This is a genomic window from Roseovarius sp. EL26, assembly GCF_900327775.1.
Classification (GTDB): Bacteria; Pseudomonadota; Alphaproteobacteria; order Rhodobacterales; family Rhodobacteraceae; genus Roseovarius.
The window spans coordinates 1,707,689-1,723,849 of the sequence record NZ_OUMZ01000007.1; the positions used below are offsets into that span (position 1 = coordinate 1,707,689).

At 54.3% G+C, this 16,161-nt stretch carries 18 protein-coding genes and 1 other RNA gene; 9 read left to right on the forward strand and 10 right to left on the reverse strand.

The window, feature by feature from the left end; translation table 11 throughout:
- Positions 1 to 75 precede the first annotated feature (75 nt).
- Positions 76 to 909, forward strand: coding sequence for a prephenate dehydratase (locus D9A02_RS16240; RefSeq protein ID WP_120501938.1), 834 nt, complete (start codon positions 76 to 78; stop codon positions 907 to 909).
- A gap of 30 nt (positions 910 to 939) precedes the next feature.
- On the opposite strand, the gene D9A02_RS16245 is transcribed toward D9A02_RS16240, so the two are convergent.
- Positions 940 to 1,413: an SRPBCC family protein gene (locus tag D9A02_RS16245; protein WP_120501939.1), complete on the reverse strand. Its 474-nt coding sequence runs from the start codon at positions 1,411 to 1,413 to the stop codon at positions 940 to 942.
- A gap of 72 nt (positions 1,414 to 1,485) precedes the next feature.
- Positions 1,486 to 2,454 (reverse strand): NAD(+) diphosphatase, encoded by a 969-nt coding sequence (gene nudC / locus D9A02_RS16250; protein ID WP_120501940.1) that lies wholly within the window; start codon positions 2,452 to 2,454, stop codon positions 1,486 to 1,488.
- Between the two features lie 148 nt (positions 2,455 to 2,602).
- Between nudC and D9A02_RS16255 the strand changes: the two genes are divergently transcribed.
- Positions 2,603 to 4,516 (forward strand): bifunctional 2',3'-cyclic-nucleotide 2'-phosphodiesterase/3'-nucleotidase, encoded by a 1,914-nt coding sequence (locus tag D9A02_RS16255; RefSeq protein WP_162933108.1) that lies wholly within the window; start codon positions 2,603 to 2,605, stop codon positions 4,514 to 4,516.
- Positions 4,517 to 4,567: 51 nt separating this feature from the next.
- Positions 4,568 to 4,666: signal recognition particle sRNA small type (gene ffs, locus D9A02_RS16260), an RNA gene on the forward strand.
- An 85-nt stretch (positions 4,667 to 4,751) separates the two neighbouring features.
- Here the strand turns inward: ffs and D9A02_RS16265 are convergent.
- Both D9A02_RS16265 and thyX read right to left on the reverse strand, forming a co-directional pair.
- Positions 4,752 to 5,216, reverse strand: a complete 465-nt coding sequence (locus tag D9A02_RS16265) for a hypothetical protein (protein ID WP_254054652.1) — start codon at positions 5,214 to 5,216, stop codon at positions 4,752 to 4,754.
- Positions 5,217 to 5,638: 422 nt separating this feature from the next.
- Positions 5,639 to 6,547 (reverse strand): FAD-dependent thymidylate synthase, encoded by a 909-nt coding sequence (gene thyX / locus D9A02_RS16270; protein WP_120501943.1) that lies wholly within the window; start codon positions 6,545 to 6,547, stop codon positions 5,639 to 5,641.
- Between the two features lie 159 nt (positions 6,548 to 6,706).
- Between thyX and D9A02_RS16275 the strand changes: the two genes are divergently transcribed.
- Both D9A02_RS16275 and D9A02_RS16280 read left to right on the forward strand, forming a co-directional pair.
- Positions 6,707 to 7,129, forward strand: coding sequence for a VOC family protein (locus D9A02_RS16275; RefSeq protein WP_120501944.1), 423 nt, complete (start codon positions 6,707 to 6,709; stop codon positions 7,127 to 7,129).
- Positions 7,123 to 7,836 carry a DUF1194 domain-containing protein gene (locus tag D9A02_RS16280; protein ID WP_120501945.1) on the forward strand — a complete coding sequence of 238 codons (714 nt, stop codon included), beginning with the start codon at positions 7,123 to 7,125 and terminating at the stop codon, positions 7,834 to 7,836. Before D9A02_RS16275 ends, D9A02_RS16280 begins: the two co-directional genes overlap by 7 nt.
- An 18-nt stretch (positions 7,837 to 7,854) precedes the next feature.
- On the opposite strand, the gene D9A02_RS16285 is transcribed toward D9A02_RS16280, so the two are convergent.
- From D9A02_RS16285 to D9A02_RS16295, 3 genes are all read right to left on the reverse strand, one after another.
- Complete coding sequence (locus D9A02_RS16285) at positions 7,855 to 8,355, reverse strand: MarR family winged helix-turn-helix transcriptional regulator (RefSeq protein ID WP_120501946.1); 501 nt, start codon at positions 8,353 to 8,355, stop codon at positions 7,855 to 7,857.
- A gap of 91 nt (positions 8,356 to 8,446) precedes the next feature.
- Positions 8,447 to 8,710 carry a succinate dehydrogenase assembly factor 2 gene (locus D9A02_RS16290; protein ID WP_120502582.1) on the reverse strand — a complete coding sequence of 88 codons (264 nt, stop codon included), beginning with the start codon at positions 8,708 to 8,710 and terminating at the stop codon, positions 8,447 to 8,449.
- Complete coding sequence (locus tag D9A02_RS16295; protein WP_120502581.1) at positions 8,703 to 9,107, reverse strand: helix-turn-helix transcriptional regulator; 405 nt, start codon at positions 9,105 to 9,107, stop codon at positions 8,703 to 8,705. Before D9A02_RS16295 ends, D9A02_RS16290 begins: the two co-directional genes overlap by 8 nt.
- A gap of 94 nt (positions 9,108 to 9,201) precedes the next feature.
- Between D9A02_RS16295 and D9A02_RS16300 the strand changes: the two genes are divergently transcribed.
- The 3 genes from D9A02_RS16300 (at position 9,202) to D9A02_RS16310 (ending at position 11,321) form a co-directional block, all read left to right on the forward strand.
- Entirely contained in the window at positions 9,202 to 10,404 is a 1,203-nt protein-coding gene (locus tag D9A02_RS16300; protein ID WP_120501947.1) for a pyridoxal phosphate-dependent aminotransferase, read from the forward strand.
- 9 nt (positions 10,405 to 10,413) lie between these two features.
- Positions 10,414 to 10,821, forward strand: coding sequence for a hypothetical protein (locus tag D9A02_RS16305; RefSeq protein ID WP_120501948.1), 408 nt, complete (start codon positions 10,414 to 10,416; stop codon positions 10,819 to 10,821).
- 113 nt (positions 10,822 to 10,934) lie between these two features.
- Entirely contained in the window at positions 10,935 to 11,321 is a 387-nt protein-coding gene (locus tag D9A02_RS16310) for a hypothetical protein (RefSeq protein WP_120501949.1), read from the forward strand.
- Between the two features lie 41 nt (positions 11,322 to 11,362).
- On the opposite strand, the gene D9A02_RS16315 is transcribed toward D9A02_RS16310, so the two are convergent.
- Both D9A02_RS16315 and D9A02_RS16320 read right to left on the reverse strand, forming a co-directional pair.
- A complete protein-coding gene (locus D9A02_RS16315; protein ID WP_120501950.1) occupies positions 11,363 to 12,175 on the reverse strand; it encodes an SDR family NAD(P)-dependent oxidoreductase in 813 nt (270 codons plus the stop codon).
- Positions 12,176 to 12,264: 89 nt separating this feature from the next.
- On the reverse strand, positions 12,265 to 12,498 hold the full coding sequence (locus D9A02_RS16320) for a hypothetical protein (RefSeq protein WP_120501951.1): 234 nt from the start codon (positions 12,496 to 12,498) through the stop codon (positions 12,265 to 12,267).
- A 257-nt stretch (positions 12,499 to 12,755) separates the two neighbouring features.
- Here D9A02_RS16320 and D9A02_RS16325 point away from each other — a divergent pair, with 257 nt between their 5' ends.
- The gene (locus D9A02_RS16325) at positions 12,756 to 14,930 is read left to right on the forward strand and encodes a DEAD/DEAH box helicase (RefSeq protein ID WP_254054653.1); all 2,175 of its coding nucleotides are present in this window, start codon (positions 12,756 to 12,758) and stop codon (positions 14,928 to 14,930) included.
- Positions 14,931 to 14,979: 49 nt separating this feature from the next.
- Here the strand turns inward: D9A02_RS16325 and D9A02_RS16330 are convergent, their stop codons facing one another.
- Complete coding sequence (locus D9A02_RS16330; RefSeq protein ID WP_162933109.1) at positions 14,980 to 16,161, reverse strand: amidohydrolase; 1,182 nt, start codon at positions 16,159 to 16,161, stop codon at positions 14,980 to 14,982.

The window sequence follows — 16,161 nt, forward strand, 5'->3', positions numbered from 1 at the left end:
CACTACAAGGACGCAAGGTGTAGTTTGCGCGACCAAACGCCCCCGCGCGTTGAAGAACGACAGGAAGACACACAAATGACCATTAGCATTGCCTTTCAGGGAGAGCCGGGAGCCTATTCTCATCAGGCTTGCCATGAAGCATATCCAGATATGAAGGCCATTCCGTGCCGCACTTTTGAAGATGCGATCGCCACGGTCAGACGCGGCGAGGCCGAACTGGCCATGCTGCCTGTAGAAAACTCTACTTTTGGCCGGGTGGCCGATATTCACCACCTGTTGCCAGAATCAGGTCTGCACATCGTTGCCGAGGCCTTTGTCAGGGTGCACATCAATCTGTTAGCTCTTCCGGGCGCCACACTTGATCAGATCACCCATGCAGTGAGCCATACTGTTTTATTGGGCCAATGCCGTGAATTCCTGTCAGAGTACAACATTCACCGGGTCACCGGCGCTGATACCGCGGGATCAGCGCGCCACATCGCAGAATTGAATGACCCAAGCCATGCCGCCTTGGCCAGTGAATTGGCGGGGGACCTCTATGGTCTAAATGTTCTTGCCCGCCATATCGAAGACCAGGGCAACAACACCACACGTTTTCTGGTGATGTCGCCAAAACCTGATCACTCGCGTCGGGGTGATCATGGTATGATCACAAGTTTCGTTTTTCAGGTTCGCAACATTCCTGCAGCGCTTTACAAGGCGATGGGTGGATTTGCCACCAACGGCGTCAACATGATCAAGCTCGAAAGCTATATGGTTGGCGGGTCTTTCACTGCGACACAATTCTATGCGGATATCGAAGGTCACCCTGATGATCCGGCAGTGCAGCGCGCGTTAGAAGAGTTGGAGTTTTTTACTTCAAGTATAGAAATACTTGGGGTTTATCCTGCTGATTTTCAACGCGGCTAAGACCGTCTGGATAAAATTTCACAGCAAACTTCAGGACGGGCCGTGCGCCTTGTGACGATCTTCGGTCAGGCGCGCCCAATATTTCATGCGTTTGCGAAGCCTCTTGATCAAATTCGCCCGCATCAGTTTAACGGATTGCATCATCAACCGCGCAGTCAAGTTCTGAGGTTTCATTTCAATGCATATGCTGACACGTGTTTGTTGCCGTGACAGCGCTAGAAAATCGGCATCCATCGTTCCCATAAATGCAGATGAACGCGACTTCAGCCTGATTTCATTTGTCGGATCATAATGAACCAGTTCCACCTCCATTTCACGCATCTTACCGCGAAAATTAAACGCGACATCCCAAACCATACCTGGACCCGGTTCGCTCAAGACATCCAGACGTTGAACATCTATCCCACGTTTCAGTGCTAATTTTTCAATTAGTTCAAAATCAGATGCTTCTGCGAAAACCACTTCAATCGGAGCAGAAACATCGACTTCGTTACGGAATTTCATAAACTCTTCCCACTCCAGCGCTGTAGATGCGAATACGCGTTATCCAAATTTAGCAAAAATGATTTTGCCCGGTTAGATATAGCCGGACAACCAGTTTTTCAGCAAAAAATGTGCAATCGCTCCTTTTCGCCCAGCATCGTATTTCTGATGCTCTCCGGCAAACACCTGCGCCATATCCTCTCGACTGATCCAGACGGCATCTTCCAACTCAATCGGATCGACGTCTATCTCGGTGCTTAATGCCTCCCCACGGAGTCCCAGCATCAAAGACGATGGAAACGCCCAGGGCTGACTAGCAAGATAAGAAACCTCGCCGACGCGAACGTTGGTTTCCTCAAACACCTCACGACGAACGGCCGCTTCAATCGTTTCACCGGGTTCAACAAATCCCGCCAACAAGGAATACATTCTCTCTGGCCACATCGGAGAACGGCCAATAAGAACAGAATTACCATTTGTTATCAGCATGATGACAACCGGATCTGTTCTAGGAAAATGAGGAGCTCCGCACGCCGGACAAACGCGTTGCCAACCAGACATCACCATTTCGCTTTCGGTTCCACAACAGGCACAGAACCGATGGCTGACATGCCAGCCAAATACTGCCTTGGCAGTAGCGGCCAGTTCGGCGTCTCGGCTATCCAGTGCGAACATGATCCGCCTTAATTCAACGAAAACGGCTGGTTGCCTGACCTCAGGATGATGTTGGAGCGTTTCATCGAGAAAGACATCCGCCCCGGCGCCCTCCGAGACCTCCGGTGACCAGCTCGATATGTCATGTGCAAAAACTACGGTGCCATCTTCGCTGCGACCTAGCAAAACCGGTGGCATTTGGGAGGTTCTCAACACTGAGTGGTCCATCGGCAAATAGATCAATCGATCAAGTGCCTCCGCTTCGACCAAGGGCTTTCCACGCCAAAGCAAAATTGCTCGCGCCTGCCCATCAGAAATCATGCGCTTCAATTCAGCATTCTGTCCCCTCAGCTCAGCAGCTCGATCAAGACCGGAACCGCCGAACGTCACATCTTCAGCCTGAAACATACCCGTCCTCCATTCCACTCAGGTGATATAAATCACCTCGATCCGGCAAATTCACGTGTAAATGATTGATTTAGATAAAATACAATCTTAAATTGTATGAATGTAACTTCTACACCTTGACCCTCTCCTGAACAGAAAAGATCCGGTCGTGAACAAAAACTCCGCATCGTTCCTCCCTTCATTGATCCGATCTGGCCAGAACAATGAAGTAACCCTTCGTATTATGCAGACCTCTGACCTACACGGCAATCTGCGCGCGTACGATTACCTGTCTGACACCGGCGGGCAATCCTACGGGCTGACCAGACTTGCCACACTGATCAAACAAGCACGACGCGAAAGCCCCAATTGCCTGCTATTTGATTGCGGAGATTTTTTACAAGGCACCCCCCTCAGCGACCTGACTGCAAATCCCGAGTACGGCTGGGCAGGGCCGAACCCGGTGATCGACGTGATGAACCAGCTCAAATATGATGCGGTGGGCCTTGGCAATCATGAGTTCAACTTTGGTCTAAACTGGCTTGCTGCAGCGGTAAAATCTGCCCAATTTCCAATGATCTGCGCCAATGTGCTACGCAACCACAAAGCCAAATCAGATCTACAAGGTACACTGGTTGAGCCCTTTGTCATCCTCAACAAAACCCTAAAATTATCGGAAAAACGTAAACAACTCTTGCGGATCGGTGTCCTTGGCCTTGTACCTCCACAAATCACGTCCTGGGACCGGGCCCATTTACAAGGGCGCATTAAATGCTTGGATATGCTGGAAGCAGCACAAGACAATTTGCAAAAAATGCGCGCCATGGGCACTGATCTGATCGTGTTGTTGGCCCATACTGGCGCGATACCCGGCCCGGCCCACGACAATATGGAAAACGCGGCACTACAACTGGCCGATGCCGGTGGCATTGATGCCATTCTCGCGGGTCACACGCATCAGGTTTTCCCCCGCCCCGACCAGCAATCAAATGATGGGATCGATCATCAGGCCAGTACATTTTGTGGCGTACCAGCCGTCATGGCGGGCTTTCGTGGCTCGCATCTTGGTGTTCTAGATCTCGCGTTAACCCACGATGGAACCCGCTGGTACATCACCGGTCATAATGGCCGGGCCATTGCTGCTTCAGCACTTGACGTTCCAGAAGATAAAGCTCTGACAATAGAAATAAAAAAGGCGCACCACGCCACACGTACTCTTGTTGCCCGCCCGCTGGGACATTGCGGTATTCCGTTGCATAGCTATCTGGCACGCATACGCCCTGATCCATCCCTTGCACTAATTGCCAGAGCAACCAAGCGCGCTGTCGCAAACGCCTTACAAGATTCGCCGCATGCCGATCTGCCCGTTTTGTCGGCAGTCGCCCCCTTCAAAACAGGAGGACAGGCAGGGCCAGAGTATTACCACGACATTCCCCCCGGCCAAATCAGGTTGAGACATCTGTTCGGTCTGTACCCGTTTCCCAACACTGTTTGCGCCCTGAAAGTCACCGGTGCAGAACTATTGGAGTGGCTAGAGCGCACGGCAAGTTGCTTCAATCATCTGGAGACTGGGACGTCAGATCAACCGTTGCTAAACCCTCATTTCCCCGGCCATGCCTTCGACGTAATCCATGGCATCCAGTATCAAATAGATCTGTCGCAACTCCCACGATACAAGCCATGCGGCACACCTTCAGGTGTGTCATCGGGTCGAATACTGGATTTAAAATTTCACAGCCAAATAATTGATATCAATCAAAAATTCATCATTGCGACTAACTCTCACCGAGCGCATGGTGGCGGACTTTACCCCGATTGGCCCGCTGACCGATGGGTGATCAATAGCGCAAACAGTTTGCAAGACATCCTAAGCGATGAACTTCAGCGCAACATTGCAATTACCCCCAAAGATTTATCCGACTGGCGTTTTGTACCGATGCCCGAAACCACTGCCATTTTTGAAACCGGTCCCGGGGTGCGGGCATATCAAACAGAATTAAGCACCTGCAGGCTGAGCGACCTTGGAAACAACGATCAGGGCTTTGCAAAGCTGCGCCTACAGCTTGGACCGCGTGACACATAATTCCTCAGCATCACCCTTGCCAATCCATCAAACCCGCCCTATTTACACCCCTGAGAGGTTGGCGCGGGCAGGCACCTCGCCAACCCGGTCAGATCCGGAAGGAAGCAGCCGTAACGAGCCCCGCTTGGGTCGTTGTCCAGCCTCTCACCTCAGTTCCCCACCCTTAAATTTGTGTACAGGCTGTACAGGATGTACGCGCAAAACGTACACAAATCCGATTGGGTGCACAGGCTGATCAGGGCAAGGTGATGTCGCTGGTGATCTGGTTCACGAACATCCCTGAGTTTGGATCGGTCTTTGTCGCAAACTGACCACCCCCCGTTGCACCATCCCATTTACCGGTTCCGCTGGATATTTCCCAATTGCCAGTCAGCGCCCCTGAGCTGTCCCGACCATTGGCATGCCAGTGCAAGATTACCACCTCGCCCCCGGTATCGGTATAAAGGCACATACCGTGGCCAGCCACCTTGGTGGCAGAGACCTCAATCGCGCCAAAACACGGACCCGAGCCACCGTGCAACGGGTGATCGGCGTCTTCCATCTGGATTTTGTCATAGGTGCTACTGATCTGCAGCACCATGTGGTTTTCGGCAACCGGATGCGGTGTCGAGGTGCTGGTACCTGTCCCGACACCACCACCGGAATAATTGCCGCCAGCCCAAGTGGCAGAACCAAATATCAACACGGCGCACGTTGTCATAAAGCATTTCATAATATTTCCCCCATAGTGTCTCCGCAAACTGAAGATGTGGGAGAGTATAGCACAGAGCAAAACTTGAGCATAAACCGGGCAAAAAGGTGGGTTTACACCCACCCTACGGATTTTCTGAACACCCTACCCCGCCGCCCTGTCACGCCAAGGTTCGGCCTTCAGCGCGGCGGACGGCGTTTCACCTCTACCCGCAGTCTCGCCCCCTTACAGCCAGCGGTGTCTGCGTAGGGTTGCGCCTGACCCTGGCAGGGCGTTCGATGCCTTCGCTGGGATCAGGACCGATTCCAAATTCGCAAAAGCAGCGCGGGATGAAAGGTTGCAATGCGCCCTCCCGTGGGGAGGGTCGGGCGCGGCCCGTGCACACACGGACCTTTCTCGAAGAAAAGGTGGGTTTTCACCCACCCTACGATTTATTCCTCAATCACGCCCTGAAACTCGCGCCATTCGCCTTTGCTCATGCCGGAGGTTTCCTGCGTGACCGCTTCGCCTTTCAGCATCCGACGCACGCAGTCGAGGGCGGTGGACGACAGCGTTGCCCCGCCCATGCGGTAATCTTCGAACGCGCGGAAGGCGGCGGGCACCCAGTCGGCGGCAATCTGGCACATCGCTTCGGCATAGACCCGGATCTCGTATTGCGCATGGGCATCCGCACGCAGGCGCAAAAAGTGCAGCAGATTGTGCAGGTCGACCTTCCAATACCACTGCGTATAGATGTTGGCCGGCAGGTTCATCCGCGCCAGCTCGCGCGCCAGACCCTGTTGGCCATCATCGCTGATCATCTCCTCGTAATGGTCATAGCAACGCATCGCGTCATCGCGCAGGTAGCGCAGCACGCGTTCGGCCTCTTCGCCGCTCAGCGCTTCGCCCCGGCCCTGATTGTTAACCACCGATTGCGCCGCCAGATCGTCCGCCGCAGGAATGTAAAACTCGCGGTCCAGAATGGAATACCGCGCCGAATATTCGTACACATTCGCCGTCCTGTGGCGTATCCATTTCCGCGCCACAAACTCCGGTAATTTCACGTGCAGCTTAACCTCGCACATCTCAAACGGGGTCGAATGCCAGTGCCGCATCAGGTACCGAATGAGGCCCTCGTCGTTTTGCACCGACTTGGTGCCACGGCCGTAAGACACCCGCGCCGCCTGGCAGATCGCGGCGTCATCGCCCATGTAATCCACCACCCGCACGAAGCCGTGATCCAACACCGGATGCGCGTTATAGAGATGCTTTTCCATCCCCTCCGACACCACCCGCAAGGTCTGCTGCGGCATGGACCGCAATTCATCAATTTCCGCCTGCTGCTCTGCGCTCAATGGCATCCTAAGCCCCCCGATATGTGATTCAATAAACACTATATCTGGCAGGCAACGGTTTCTGAACAGCCAAATCAAGGAAATTTCGCGACATCGCGCGACAAAGCTCGACAGCCTCTCTCAACGTACTATTGTTGCAAGCAAACACATACAAACGAGGACAGCATGCGCTATCTCCACACCATGGTCAGGGTCAAAGACCTTGAGGCATCGATGAAATTTTACGGGCTTTTGGGCCTGAAAGAAACCCGCCGCTGGGATAACGAAGGCGGGCGGTTCACACTTGTATTCATGGCCCCCGATGGCCAAGAGGAATGCCCGGTTGAGTTGACATATAACTGGGACGGTGATGACGCCTTGCCCGATGACAGCCGCAATTTTGGTCATCTCGCCTATGAGGTCGAAAATATTTACGAGATGTGCCAGCACCTTGCCGACAATGGCGTCGTGATCAACCGCCCGCCACGTGACGGTTGGATGGCCTTTGTAAAAAGTCCCGACAATGTCTCGATCGAGCTGCTGCAAGCCGGTGAGGCTTTGGCCCCGGCAGAACCCTGGTCCAGCATGGAAAACACTGGCACATGGTAAGGCTGGCGGCCATATTGGCCGTCTGGTTTTGGGCCAGTTTCTGGGCGGGGATCGCGCAGGCAAACTGCCGTCTTGCGCTAGTTCTGGCCCTTGATGTCTCTTCCTCTGTGGATGCCGATGAATACGACCTGCAGCGGCTGGGGCTGGCCGCTGCCCTCAACGCCCCTGATGTTCGCCACGCGATTTTACACGGCGGCAAAGGCCATGTCGCCTTGGCGGTTTATGAATGGAGCGGTTTCAACCAGCAAAAACTACATCTGGATTGGAGCCTACTGCGCAATGATTCTGATATTGACCAGGCCGTGGCCGTATTGGCCAAGATGTCACGCAGCCATGACAATTTCCCGACTTCAATCGGACAGGCTCTGGGCTTTGGCGCGTTGGCGTTGAAACGCGCGCCAAAATGCAACCGGCAAGTCATTGATATGTCCGGCGACGGGGTTAACAATCACGGATACGGCCCAACCGCTGCATACCGAAACTTTCCGTTCGACGGCGTGATCGTCAACGGTTTGGTTCTACTGGGGGAAAGCCCCGATGTAACAGAGTTTTATCGCCGCGAAATTCTACGCGGCTCCGGTGCCTTTTTGATTGTTGCAAACGGCTTTGAGGAGTTCCGTACCGCCATGACGCGCAAGCTGTTTCGAGAGATCAATGAGATTACGGTTGGGCAACTTGCGACCCCGCCAAATCCAAAGGGTGGTTAACCGCTTGCGCGACGTCACTCAATAAATGTATCTGATCTGATCCATCCAATAGCGTTCAACCCGGCGTAAAGAACCGGTGATCTGATCGATCCCATCGGCTCCCAATACGCCCTTGGCTTGCAAACCCTCAGCATGGCGCTCAAACAGGTGGCCCACGGCATCACGAATATGTCGGCCTTTCTCGGTCAACCGCACCCGCACTGACCGGCGGTCCATTTCACAGCGTTGATGATGCATATACCCCATCTCAACCAGTTTCTTAAGGTTATAGCTGACGTTACTGCCCTGATAATACCCACGTGTCTTCAGCTCCCCTGCGGTCACCTCGTGATCTCCGATGTTAAACAACAACAACGCCTGCACGGCGTTGACCTCCAACAGGTTCACGCGTTCAAACTCATCTTTGATCACATCCAGTAAAAGCCGATGCAAACGCTCAACCAATGCTAATGTATCAAGATATCCGGTTACAAAACCTTGCTGTTTCTCAGAAAGCCCCAGAGGGGGGTGCACACTCATAATCTGTCTCCAAACAATACTGCTCAGAGACACCATGCGTCTAAATACCCAATAATCGGTTAAACTGCGCCAATAGCGCTTAAAATTCTAACTACTTTCCGGCATCAGCCACGGCTGCGATGTCCGCAATCAAATCAGAATAGGCCGCTGGCCCTGCGGTTTGCCCCGTCACCCATTGATACAGGTCCTGATCATTTTCCGAGAGCAGATCATCGTAAAGATCAAGGTCAGCCAGGCTCATCCCCTGCAACCGGGCCGCAGCATAACGCGACAGGATAATGTCCATTTCTTTGATCCCGCGACGCATAGACCGCATGTGCAGGCGCTTGAGCCTATTTTCAGCGGTTTCAGTCAACATCACGGTCTTTCAAAAGCACACGCAAAGTCGCTTCCAGACGTTCCAAACGCTCAGCGGCCATGCCGATTTGCACGCGGACATTCTCCACCTCGGCGATCAACTCAGCGGCACCCTGTTCCAGCTCTGGTGCCGGTGTTTCCGGACCTTCGCCCTCACCCATCAACAGCCATGCCAGCGACACGTTCAGCAAACCCGCCATGCGCGGCAGTTTGTTGGCTTTTGGCTCGGACAGGTCCTCTTCCCAGGATTTGAGGCTCTTGAGCTTCACCCCAAGACGTTCGGCCAAATCACCCTGGCTCATTCCTGCCTGTTCACGTGCACCAGCGATGCGGTCACCAAAAGTAGTGGCATCAGGGTCGAACCAATCTTGTTCTTGCGTTGTTTCTACACTCATCGAAAAAGCCTTTGCCAATATCATGAACTGTGCTTGATCCTAGATCACCGCAATCATATGACTGGCTTATAGCCTAATCCAACCGGAGTGCGACATGGATTTTCTTTCCGCGACACTATCACGCGTAAAACCCTCCCCAACCATCGCCATGACTGCCAAAGCAGCAGAGCTGAAGGCCGCAGGTCGCGATGTCATCGGTCTAAGCGCCGGAGAGCCGGATTTTGACACGCCGCAAAACATCAAAGATGCGGCCGTGGCAGCGATAGCAGCAGGAAAAACCAAATACACCGCACCTGACGGCATTCCGGAACTAAAGCAGGCAATCTGCACCAAGATGAAGCGTGACCACGGGTTGGAGTACATCCCAGCGCAGGTCTCGGTTGGAACCGGTGGCAAGCAAACGCTCTATAATGCGCTGATGGCGACGTTGAATGACGGCGACGAGGTGCTGATCCCAGCGCCCTATTGGGTTAGCTATCCAGATATGGTTTTGCTCGCCGGTGGCACGCCCGTTATTGCGCAAACCTCACTTGAAGCCAATTTTAAGCTGACCCCCGAACAGCTAGAAGCCGCGATCACGCCCAAAACCAAATGGTTCATTTTCAATTCGCCCAGCAACCCCACCGGAGCAGGTTATAGCTTTGATGAACTAAAAGCCCTGACCGATGTTTTGCTGCGCCACCCGCATGTCTGGGTCATGACCGATGATATGTACGAACATCTGGCCTATGATGGGTTCGAATTCTGCACCCCCGCGCAGGTTGAACCGCGCCTGTATGAGCGCACGCTGACCTGCAATGGTGTGTCCAAAGCCTATGCCATGACCGGCTGGCGCATCGGTTACGCTGCTGGCCCAGTTGAACTGATCTCGGCCATGCGCAAGGTGCAATCACAATCAACATCGAACCCCTGCACCATCAGCCAATGGGCTGCGGTTGAGGCGCTGAACGGCACGCAGGAATTCTTGGCGCCTAACAACGAAAAATTCGTTCGCCGCCGTGATATCGCCGTCTCGATGCTGAATGCCATCGACGGCATCACCTGCCCAACACCAGAGGGCGCGTTTTATGTCTATCCGTCCATCGCCGGGCTCATCGGGAAAACCACACCCAAAGGCACTGTGATCGACAGTGACGAAGCCTTTGCCATCGCCTTGTTGGAAGAGGCAGATGTCGCCATCGTCTTTGGCGCGGCCTTTGGCCTCTCGCCAAATTTCCGCGTCAGCTACGCCACCTCAGATGAGGCGTTGACCAAGGCTTGCACCCGTATTCAAAACTTCTGTGCCAATTTGAAATAGGAATGCGTGATGGTATCTGATCTCCCCGAATATTATTTTCGCGTTCGCGAAAACGGCGCCTTTGTCTTTCGTGTTGATACGGAAAACCGCCACCAACGGATCGAGATGGATCAGATCGCCGTCGTGAATATCAAAAACGGGTCCGTGAAACCCCACGGAGAGCGGACACTCAGCCCAGAGGGCGCGTCTGCCATCGAAAACTGGATGGCCGAGCGAGCAACCTTGCTAGCCAAACGCGATATCGACGACATTCACCGTGCCGTCGATCACCTGAACCTTACCACGCATTGGGCCCAGTCACGCGCCACCGAAGAGCAACTGGAAGAAGTGACCGATGCCCTGTTACTGGCGATGCACGACTTGCGCGGCGTGCTTGTACGCAAAAAAGCAGACCGGCTGATGAAGGCGCAGAAGTAAGCACGAACGATGATAGTTATGCGGACTTTGCGGATATTCTCAAATGTGATTTGCGCCGAGCCGGAAGCGTAGCATAGAGCTTTGTACTCGAAGCAAATGAAAGGGCTTATTTGATGAAATGGACAATAGCTTTAGCACTAGTTGCATTTTCAGGGCAATCAGCGATTGCTGAAGAGACCGTTCTTACAACGGCACAGATCAATGATCTTCTTGTTGGGAAAACCGTTGAAGGCATCCATTTTGGCGCCCACACAAGGCAGTATTTTTCCCAATCAGGATTAACGCTTTGGATTAAAGGCGGAGACGCAGTGCCATCCGAAGCCCGCTATAAAATCGAGGATGGCAAATATTGCTCCAGTTGGACTGGGCTTTGGGCAGAGCCAGATTGGGGATGTTTTTCTATACATCATGATGAAGATCAGGGACTGTATTACTACGTTGCCGATGATTTTCGCGCCCCGTTTATTGTAGGAAACTCATTTTCTCTTAAAGTGAATTGACCTTTAACGGCTAAACTGGGCTCAAAGCAGGCAACCAGACATTAACCATCTTCCCCACGCGACGCCCCACGTGATCCAATACTCTTCAATGCTGGCAGGGACGGATAATCCACTACGGCCATCCCGCCATCGACGATTAAGGTTTGGCCGGTGATAAATGAAGCCTCGTCCGACGCCAAAAACCGAACCGCATTGCCGATCTCTTCTGGGGTCCCCATTCGGTTCAGCAGCGAGGGCGGCGCAGCCTCGGCGCCTTGCTCGACCATGGCCTGCTGTTTCTCGGATGTAGCGACCCAGCCGGGGCTTACACAGTTGACCCTAATCCCAAATGGTGCGGCCTCGGAGGCGAAAGATCGCGTCAGCCCCTCAACCCCAGCCTTGGCCACGCCGTATAGCCCCCAACTGCCCTGAAACGCCGCCGTAGACGAAATATTGACAACCGCACCACCGGTTTCAGCCGCCAAATAGGGCACTGCTTTGCTCGTCATGAAATAGGCTGATCTGAGGTTAGCGTTTTGATAAAACTCCCAGCGCTCTGTTGTTGTGGCGTCATCGGACAGCGGGCTATTCAGTAAACCGCAACCTGCGTTGTTGACCAAGATATTCAGCCCACCGAATACATCTGTGATCTGCATCAAGAGGTCTGCGATCTGATCTTCCTCTGTCAAATCAACAGCAAAAGCACGACAGTCTATCCCTTCGGCGCGCAGCTTTGCAGCCGCAGGTTCTAATCGGTCCATACCTCGGGCGGCAATGGCGATCTTTGCCCCGGCCTGCCCCAATCGCCGGGCAATACCAAACCCCACACCAGACCCGCCGCCAGTGATTAGTGCTATTTTGTTATTCAGGTTCATCAGCCCGCCCCCCTTTTGTTCGCCATCACATATGCTTGGCTAACAGAGTGGCACATACTGGGGATAAAGGGTCAAGCCTGCTGGCGCATTTAGATGTGCCAGCAGTATCTGTGTTTGCAGGGCACCTCATCGGCATCCCCCACCGCCAATATCATACCATCCTTGACGGCCACGGCCTCAGCCGTTGGCGCGGTATCATTGATGGTCAGGATCGGGCCGCCAATATAGATCGTATCGGCCGCCTCCTGTGCAAATGCAGGTACCGCCAGTAATGCCATTGTCAGTGTTGTCGTGATAGAAAATCTAGAAGATCGAAAAATCATCACACTCAACTCCTAGCTGATGTCGCTCCCCCTTACTGAACCGCCATATCCACCCCAAGGCAACATCTTCTTCGCTAAGATCCGCTACAGGTCAATTAACCGCACTTTTACCCAGCGTTTTAAGCAATAAGCTGCTATACATTCCCGATCAGACAGCCTATGTGCCGTCAACTCTCGAACCCGAAACCGATCCTGTGACAGGATTTTGGCCCGGCGATTGCGCATCCTGCAACGTTGCCGCTGCCCAGTAAACAGAAATGCTTATCGTGAAAAAAGCTCTTGCCGAGGCGCTGGACGAGCGCGGATATACAACACTGACCCCTGTTCAGGTGGCCGTGACCGAAGCCGAACTCACCGGTGTTGACCTGCTGGTGTCAGCACAAACCGGCTCAGGGAAAACCCTGGGCTTTGGTCTGGCGATCGCGCCAACCCTGCTGCAAGAGGCCGAGCGCTTTGAACCTGCGGCCTCCCCTCTGGCACTAATCATCGCCCCCACACGCGAACTGGCCCTACAGGTCAAACGTGAACTGGACTGGCTCTATGCCAAGGCAGGCGCAACGCTCGCCTCTTGTGTTGGTGGTATGGACATGCGTGATGAGCGCCGGGCACTGGGCCGCGGTGCACACATCGTTGTCGCAACACCGGGCCGCTTGCGTGACCACATCATGCGCGGATCAATTGATCTGTCTGAATTGCGTGCCGTAGTGCTGGACGAAGCCGACGAGATGCTGGACCTCGGATTTCGCGAAGATCTGGAATTCATTCTCGGCGAAGCACCAGAAGAACGCCAAACTCTGATGTTTTCCGCCACAGTGCCAAATTCCATTGGCGCATTGGCAAAGAATTACCAAAAGGATGCCGTGCGCGTCAGCACCAAAGCCGAAAGCAGCCAGCACTCTGACATCGAATACCACGCAATGATGGCGTCAGAACGCGATTCGGAAAACGCGATCATCAACACCCTGCGGTTCTACGAGGCCCCCAATGCCATCGTATTCTGCAACACCCGTGCGATGGTCAACCGCCTGACCACCCGACTGTCAAACCGCGGGTTTTCGGTTGTGGCCCTTTCTGGTGAGCTGTCACAATCAGAGCGCACCCATGCGCTGCAGGCGATGCGCGACGGGCGGGCCCGTGTTTGTGTGGCCACTGATGTCGCCGCGCGCGGGATTGATCTGCCAAACCTTGATTTGGTGATCCACGCAGAACTGCCCACCGGCAGTGAAACCCTGCTCCACCGCTCTGGCCGCACAGGTCGTGCTGGTCGCAAAGGTGTCAGCGCACTGATCGTGGGGCCAAAGTCGCGCAAAAAAGCCGAACGCCTGCTGAAATGGGCCAAGCTTAGTGCCAGCTGGGATAACGCACCCTCCGCCGATGCCGTCAAAGACCGCGACGAAGAGCGCATGCTGGCCGATCCGCATTGGAATGAAGAAATTGCCGCCTCCGATCAGGGCACCGTTGCCAAACTGATGGAGAATTTCTCGCCCGAGCAGCTCGCTGCCGCGTATCTCAAGCTCTATCATTCGCATCACTCAGCTCCCGAAGAACTGTCTGCTGTTGATGCCAAGCCAGCTCCGCGTGCGCCGTTTGGCCCCAGCGTGTGGTTCTCAATTCCCGGTGGTCATGATGGTGGTGCCGAACCACGCCGCCTGCTGCCAATGTTGTGCAAAGCCGGCAACATCACCAAAGACGATATCGGCGCCATCCGCGTGCAACAAAATGAGTCGTTCATTGAGCTGCGCGAAGCCAGCGTTGCAGGTTTCCTTGACGCCATAGGCCCCGGCCTGAAGGTCGAAGACGACACCCTAACACGTCTGAGCACCCCGCCCGCAATTGCCAAATCCGCACGCCCAGCCTTTGGCGACAAAAAGTCCTTTGGTGACAAAAAGCGCGGCCCTCGCCAAGATCGTTCCGAGCGTCCAGATCGCCGCGATGACCGCAGAGATGACCGACGTGATGATCGCCGCTCAGGACCGCGCCCTGACAAACGCGATGACCGCAAGTTCGACGACAACAAACCAGCGCCGCGCAAACGCGACTGGCACTCGGATGACGCGCCTGCCGCGAAACCACGCGCCAAGTCCAAACCCGCCAGCACGCCGCCAGTGGATTGGAATGACAAGCCAGAACCACGCGCGCGCAAGCCCAAGCCACAAGATCGGCCTGATCGCTTCGACCGCAAAGACAAGGGCGCCCCTGCTGCAGGCAAATCTCGGTTCAAGCCCGATGCCAAGCCAGCGGAAAAATCCGATGGCCCAGCAAAGCCCAAGTTCAGCGCGGACCCCAGCAGATCCCTACGCAACAAACCCAAAGGCCCGCCACCGCCAAAAGGCAAAGCCAGCAGCAAAAAGAACAAAGCTCGCGCTGATGCCAAAGGCAAACCCGGTGGAAAACCGGCACGCGGCGGCAGCGCCTCACCGCGTCGGAAGTAACTGAGACAGAAAAGCCACCCGCAACGTTTGTGAGTGGCTTTTTTTACACCTATTTGGAACTCGCACTGACGCGCTCGCCCTCAGTGGTACCAAGCGCCAGATCAACAAGTGTTTTGAACATCTCAACACCCGGCTGAATAAGTTCATCTGGGAAATCATAATCCGGGTTGTGCAGCGCAGGACAATCAAGCCCAGCCCCCAGACCAAACATTGCCCCGGGATAACGGCAGGTGACTTCGCCGAAATCTTCGCCCCAGCGAAACGAGTGCTCTACTGTCACATACTCCAAGTCCAACTTATGCGCGGCCGCCGAGATCATCCCAACAGCACCTGCGTCATTGTCCGTTGCCGTATAGTCCTCAATCACCCGAAATTCTATTTCAAGTCGGTGATTAATCGCGATTTCAACAGCGCGCTCCGAGAACGCTTGCCACATCGCATCAAGGACCTCACCGCTCTCACTGCGCAGGGTGAAATGCGCTTCGCCAGATCCCGGACAAACACCCGAGGCCTGAACCCCTACTTGGCTATAAACTGGCACAACCAAAGCATAGGCATCGGGTGTGCCGAATCTTCGCTGCACCTCCTGCGCCATCAAGGTAATCTGCGCCAATGCAAACGATGGGCTGACCCCAGTTTCAGGCTGTGCACTATGCGCCTCTTTCCCTGACAACCGGATAGCCGCGTACTTCACGGCCGAGGAAAAGGCCCCCGTGCGGCAAACAATCTGCCCCGTCGGAAACCCCGGCAAGTTGTGCAATGCAAAGGCCATGTCCGGTACAATTTTGGCAAAGTTATCATGCACACAGCACCCGCGCGCTCCTGAACCCGTCTCTTCATCCGGCTGATACAGCAACACAACGCGACCACTGGCAGGACGATGCGTTGCGACCACGCTCGCCAGCCCGGTCAAAATGGCCATATGACCATCATGGCCACACTTGTGCCCCACACCAGAATACAACGACCGATAAGACATATCGTTATTCACCTCATGGATCGGCAAAGCGTCAAGCTCGGTCCGGATCAAAACCGTTTTCCCCGGTACAACCCCATTGTAAATCGCCGCAAATCCGGCCCCATCTAATGGAAAAATCTCATCTGGCATTGCATGATCGCGTAAGAACCCCTGCAAATATTCCGATGTCTTGTCTTCAGTCCGTGACAGTTCGGGATGGGCATGCAGCCAATGGCGCAATGCAATGATCTGTTCCAGTTCGACCTGTTTCAC

What these genes read in the sequence shown, in the direction of transcription:
- D9A02_RS16285 (WP_120501946.1), bottom strand. Translation starts at nt 8,355, where the DNA reads ATGAGTGTGCACCCCCCTCTGGGGCTTTCTGAGAAACAGCAAGGTTTT.
- thyX (WP_120501943.1), bottom strand. Translation starts at nt 6,547, where the DNA reads ATGCCATTGAGCGCAGAGCAGCAGGCGGAAATTGATGAATTGCGGTCC.
- D9A02_RS16275 (WP_120501944.1), top strand. Translation starts at nt 6,707, where the DNA reads ATGCGCTATCTCCACACCATGGTCAGGGTCAAAGACCTTGAGGCATCG.
- D9A02_RS16325 (WP_254054653.1), top strand. Translation starts at nt 12,756, where the DNA reads ATGCTTATCGTGAAAAAAGCTCTTGCCGAGGCGCTGGACGAGCGCGGA.
- D9A02_RS16315 (WP_120501950.1), bottom strand. Translation starts at nt 12,175, where the DNA reads ATGAACCTGAATAACAAAATAGCACTAATCACTGGCGGCGGGTCTGGT.
- D9A02_RS16305 (WP_120501948.1), top strand. Translation starts at nt 10,414, where the DNA reads ATGGTATCTGATCTCCCCGAATATTATTTTCGCGTTCGCGAAAACGGC.
- D9A02_RS16240 (WP_120501938.1), top strand. Translation starts at nt 76, where the DNA reads ATGACCATTAGCATTGCCTTTCAGGGAGAGCCGGGAGCCTATTCTCAT.
- D9A02_RS16245 (WP_120501939.1), bottom strand. Translation starts at nt 1,413, where the DNA reads ATGAAATTCCGTAACGAAGTCGATGTTTCTGCTCCGATTGAAGTGGTT.
- D9A02_RS16310 (WP_120501949.1), top strand. Translation starts at nt 10,935, where the DNA reads ATGAAATGGACAATAGCTTTAGCACTAGTTGCATTTTCAGGGCAATCA.
- D9A02_RS16280 (WP_120501945.1), top strand. Translation starts at nt 7,123, where the DNA reads ATGGTAAGGCTGGCGGCCATATTGGCCGTCTGGTTTTGGGCCAGTTTC.
- D9A02_RS16295 (WP_120502581.1), bottom strand. Translation starts at nt 9,107, where the DNA reads ATGAGTGTAGAAACAACGCAAGAACAAGATTGGTTCGACCCTGATGCC.
- D9A02_RS16265 (WP_254054652.1), bottom strand. Translation starts at nt 5,216, where the DNA reads ATGACAACGTGCGCCGTGTTGATATTTGGTTCTGCCACTTGGGCTGGC.
- D9A02_RS16320 (WP_120501951.1), bottom strand. Translation starts at nt 12,498, where the DNA reads ATGATTTTTCGATCTTCTAGATTTTCTATCACGACAACACTGACAATG.
- nudC (WP_120501940.1), bottom strand. Translation starts at nt 2,454, where the DNA reads ATGTTTCAGGCTGAAGATGTGACGTTCGGCGGTTCCGGTCTTGATCGA.
- D9A02_RS16300 (WP_120501947.1), top strand. Translation starts at nt 9,202, where the DNA reads ATGGATTTTCTTTCCGCGACACTATCACGCGTAAAACCCTCCCCAACC.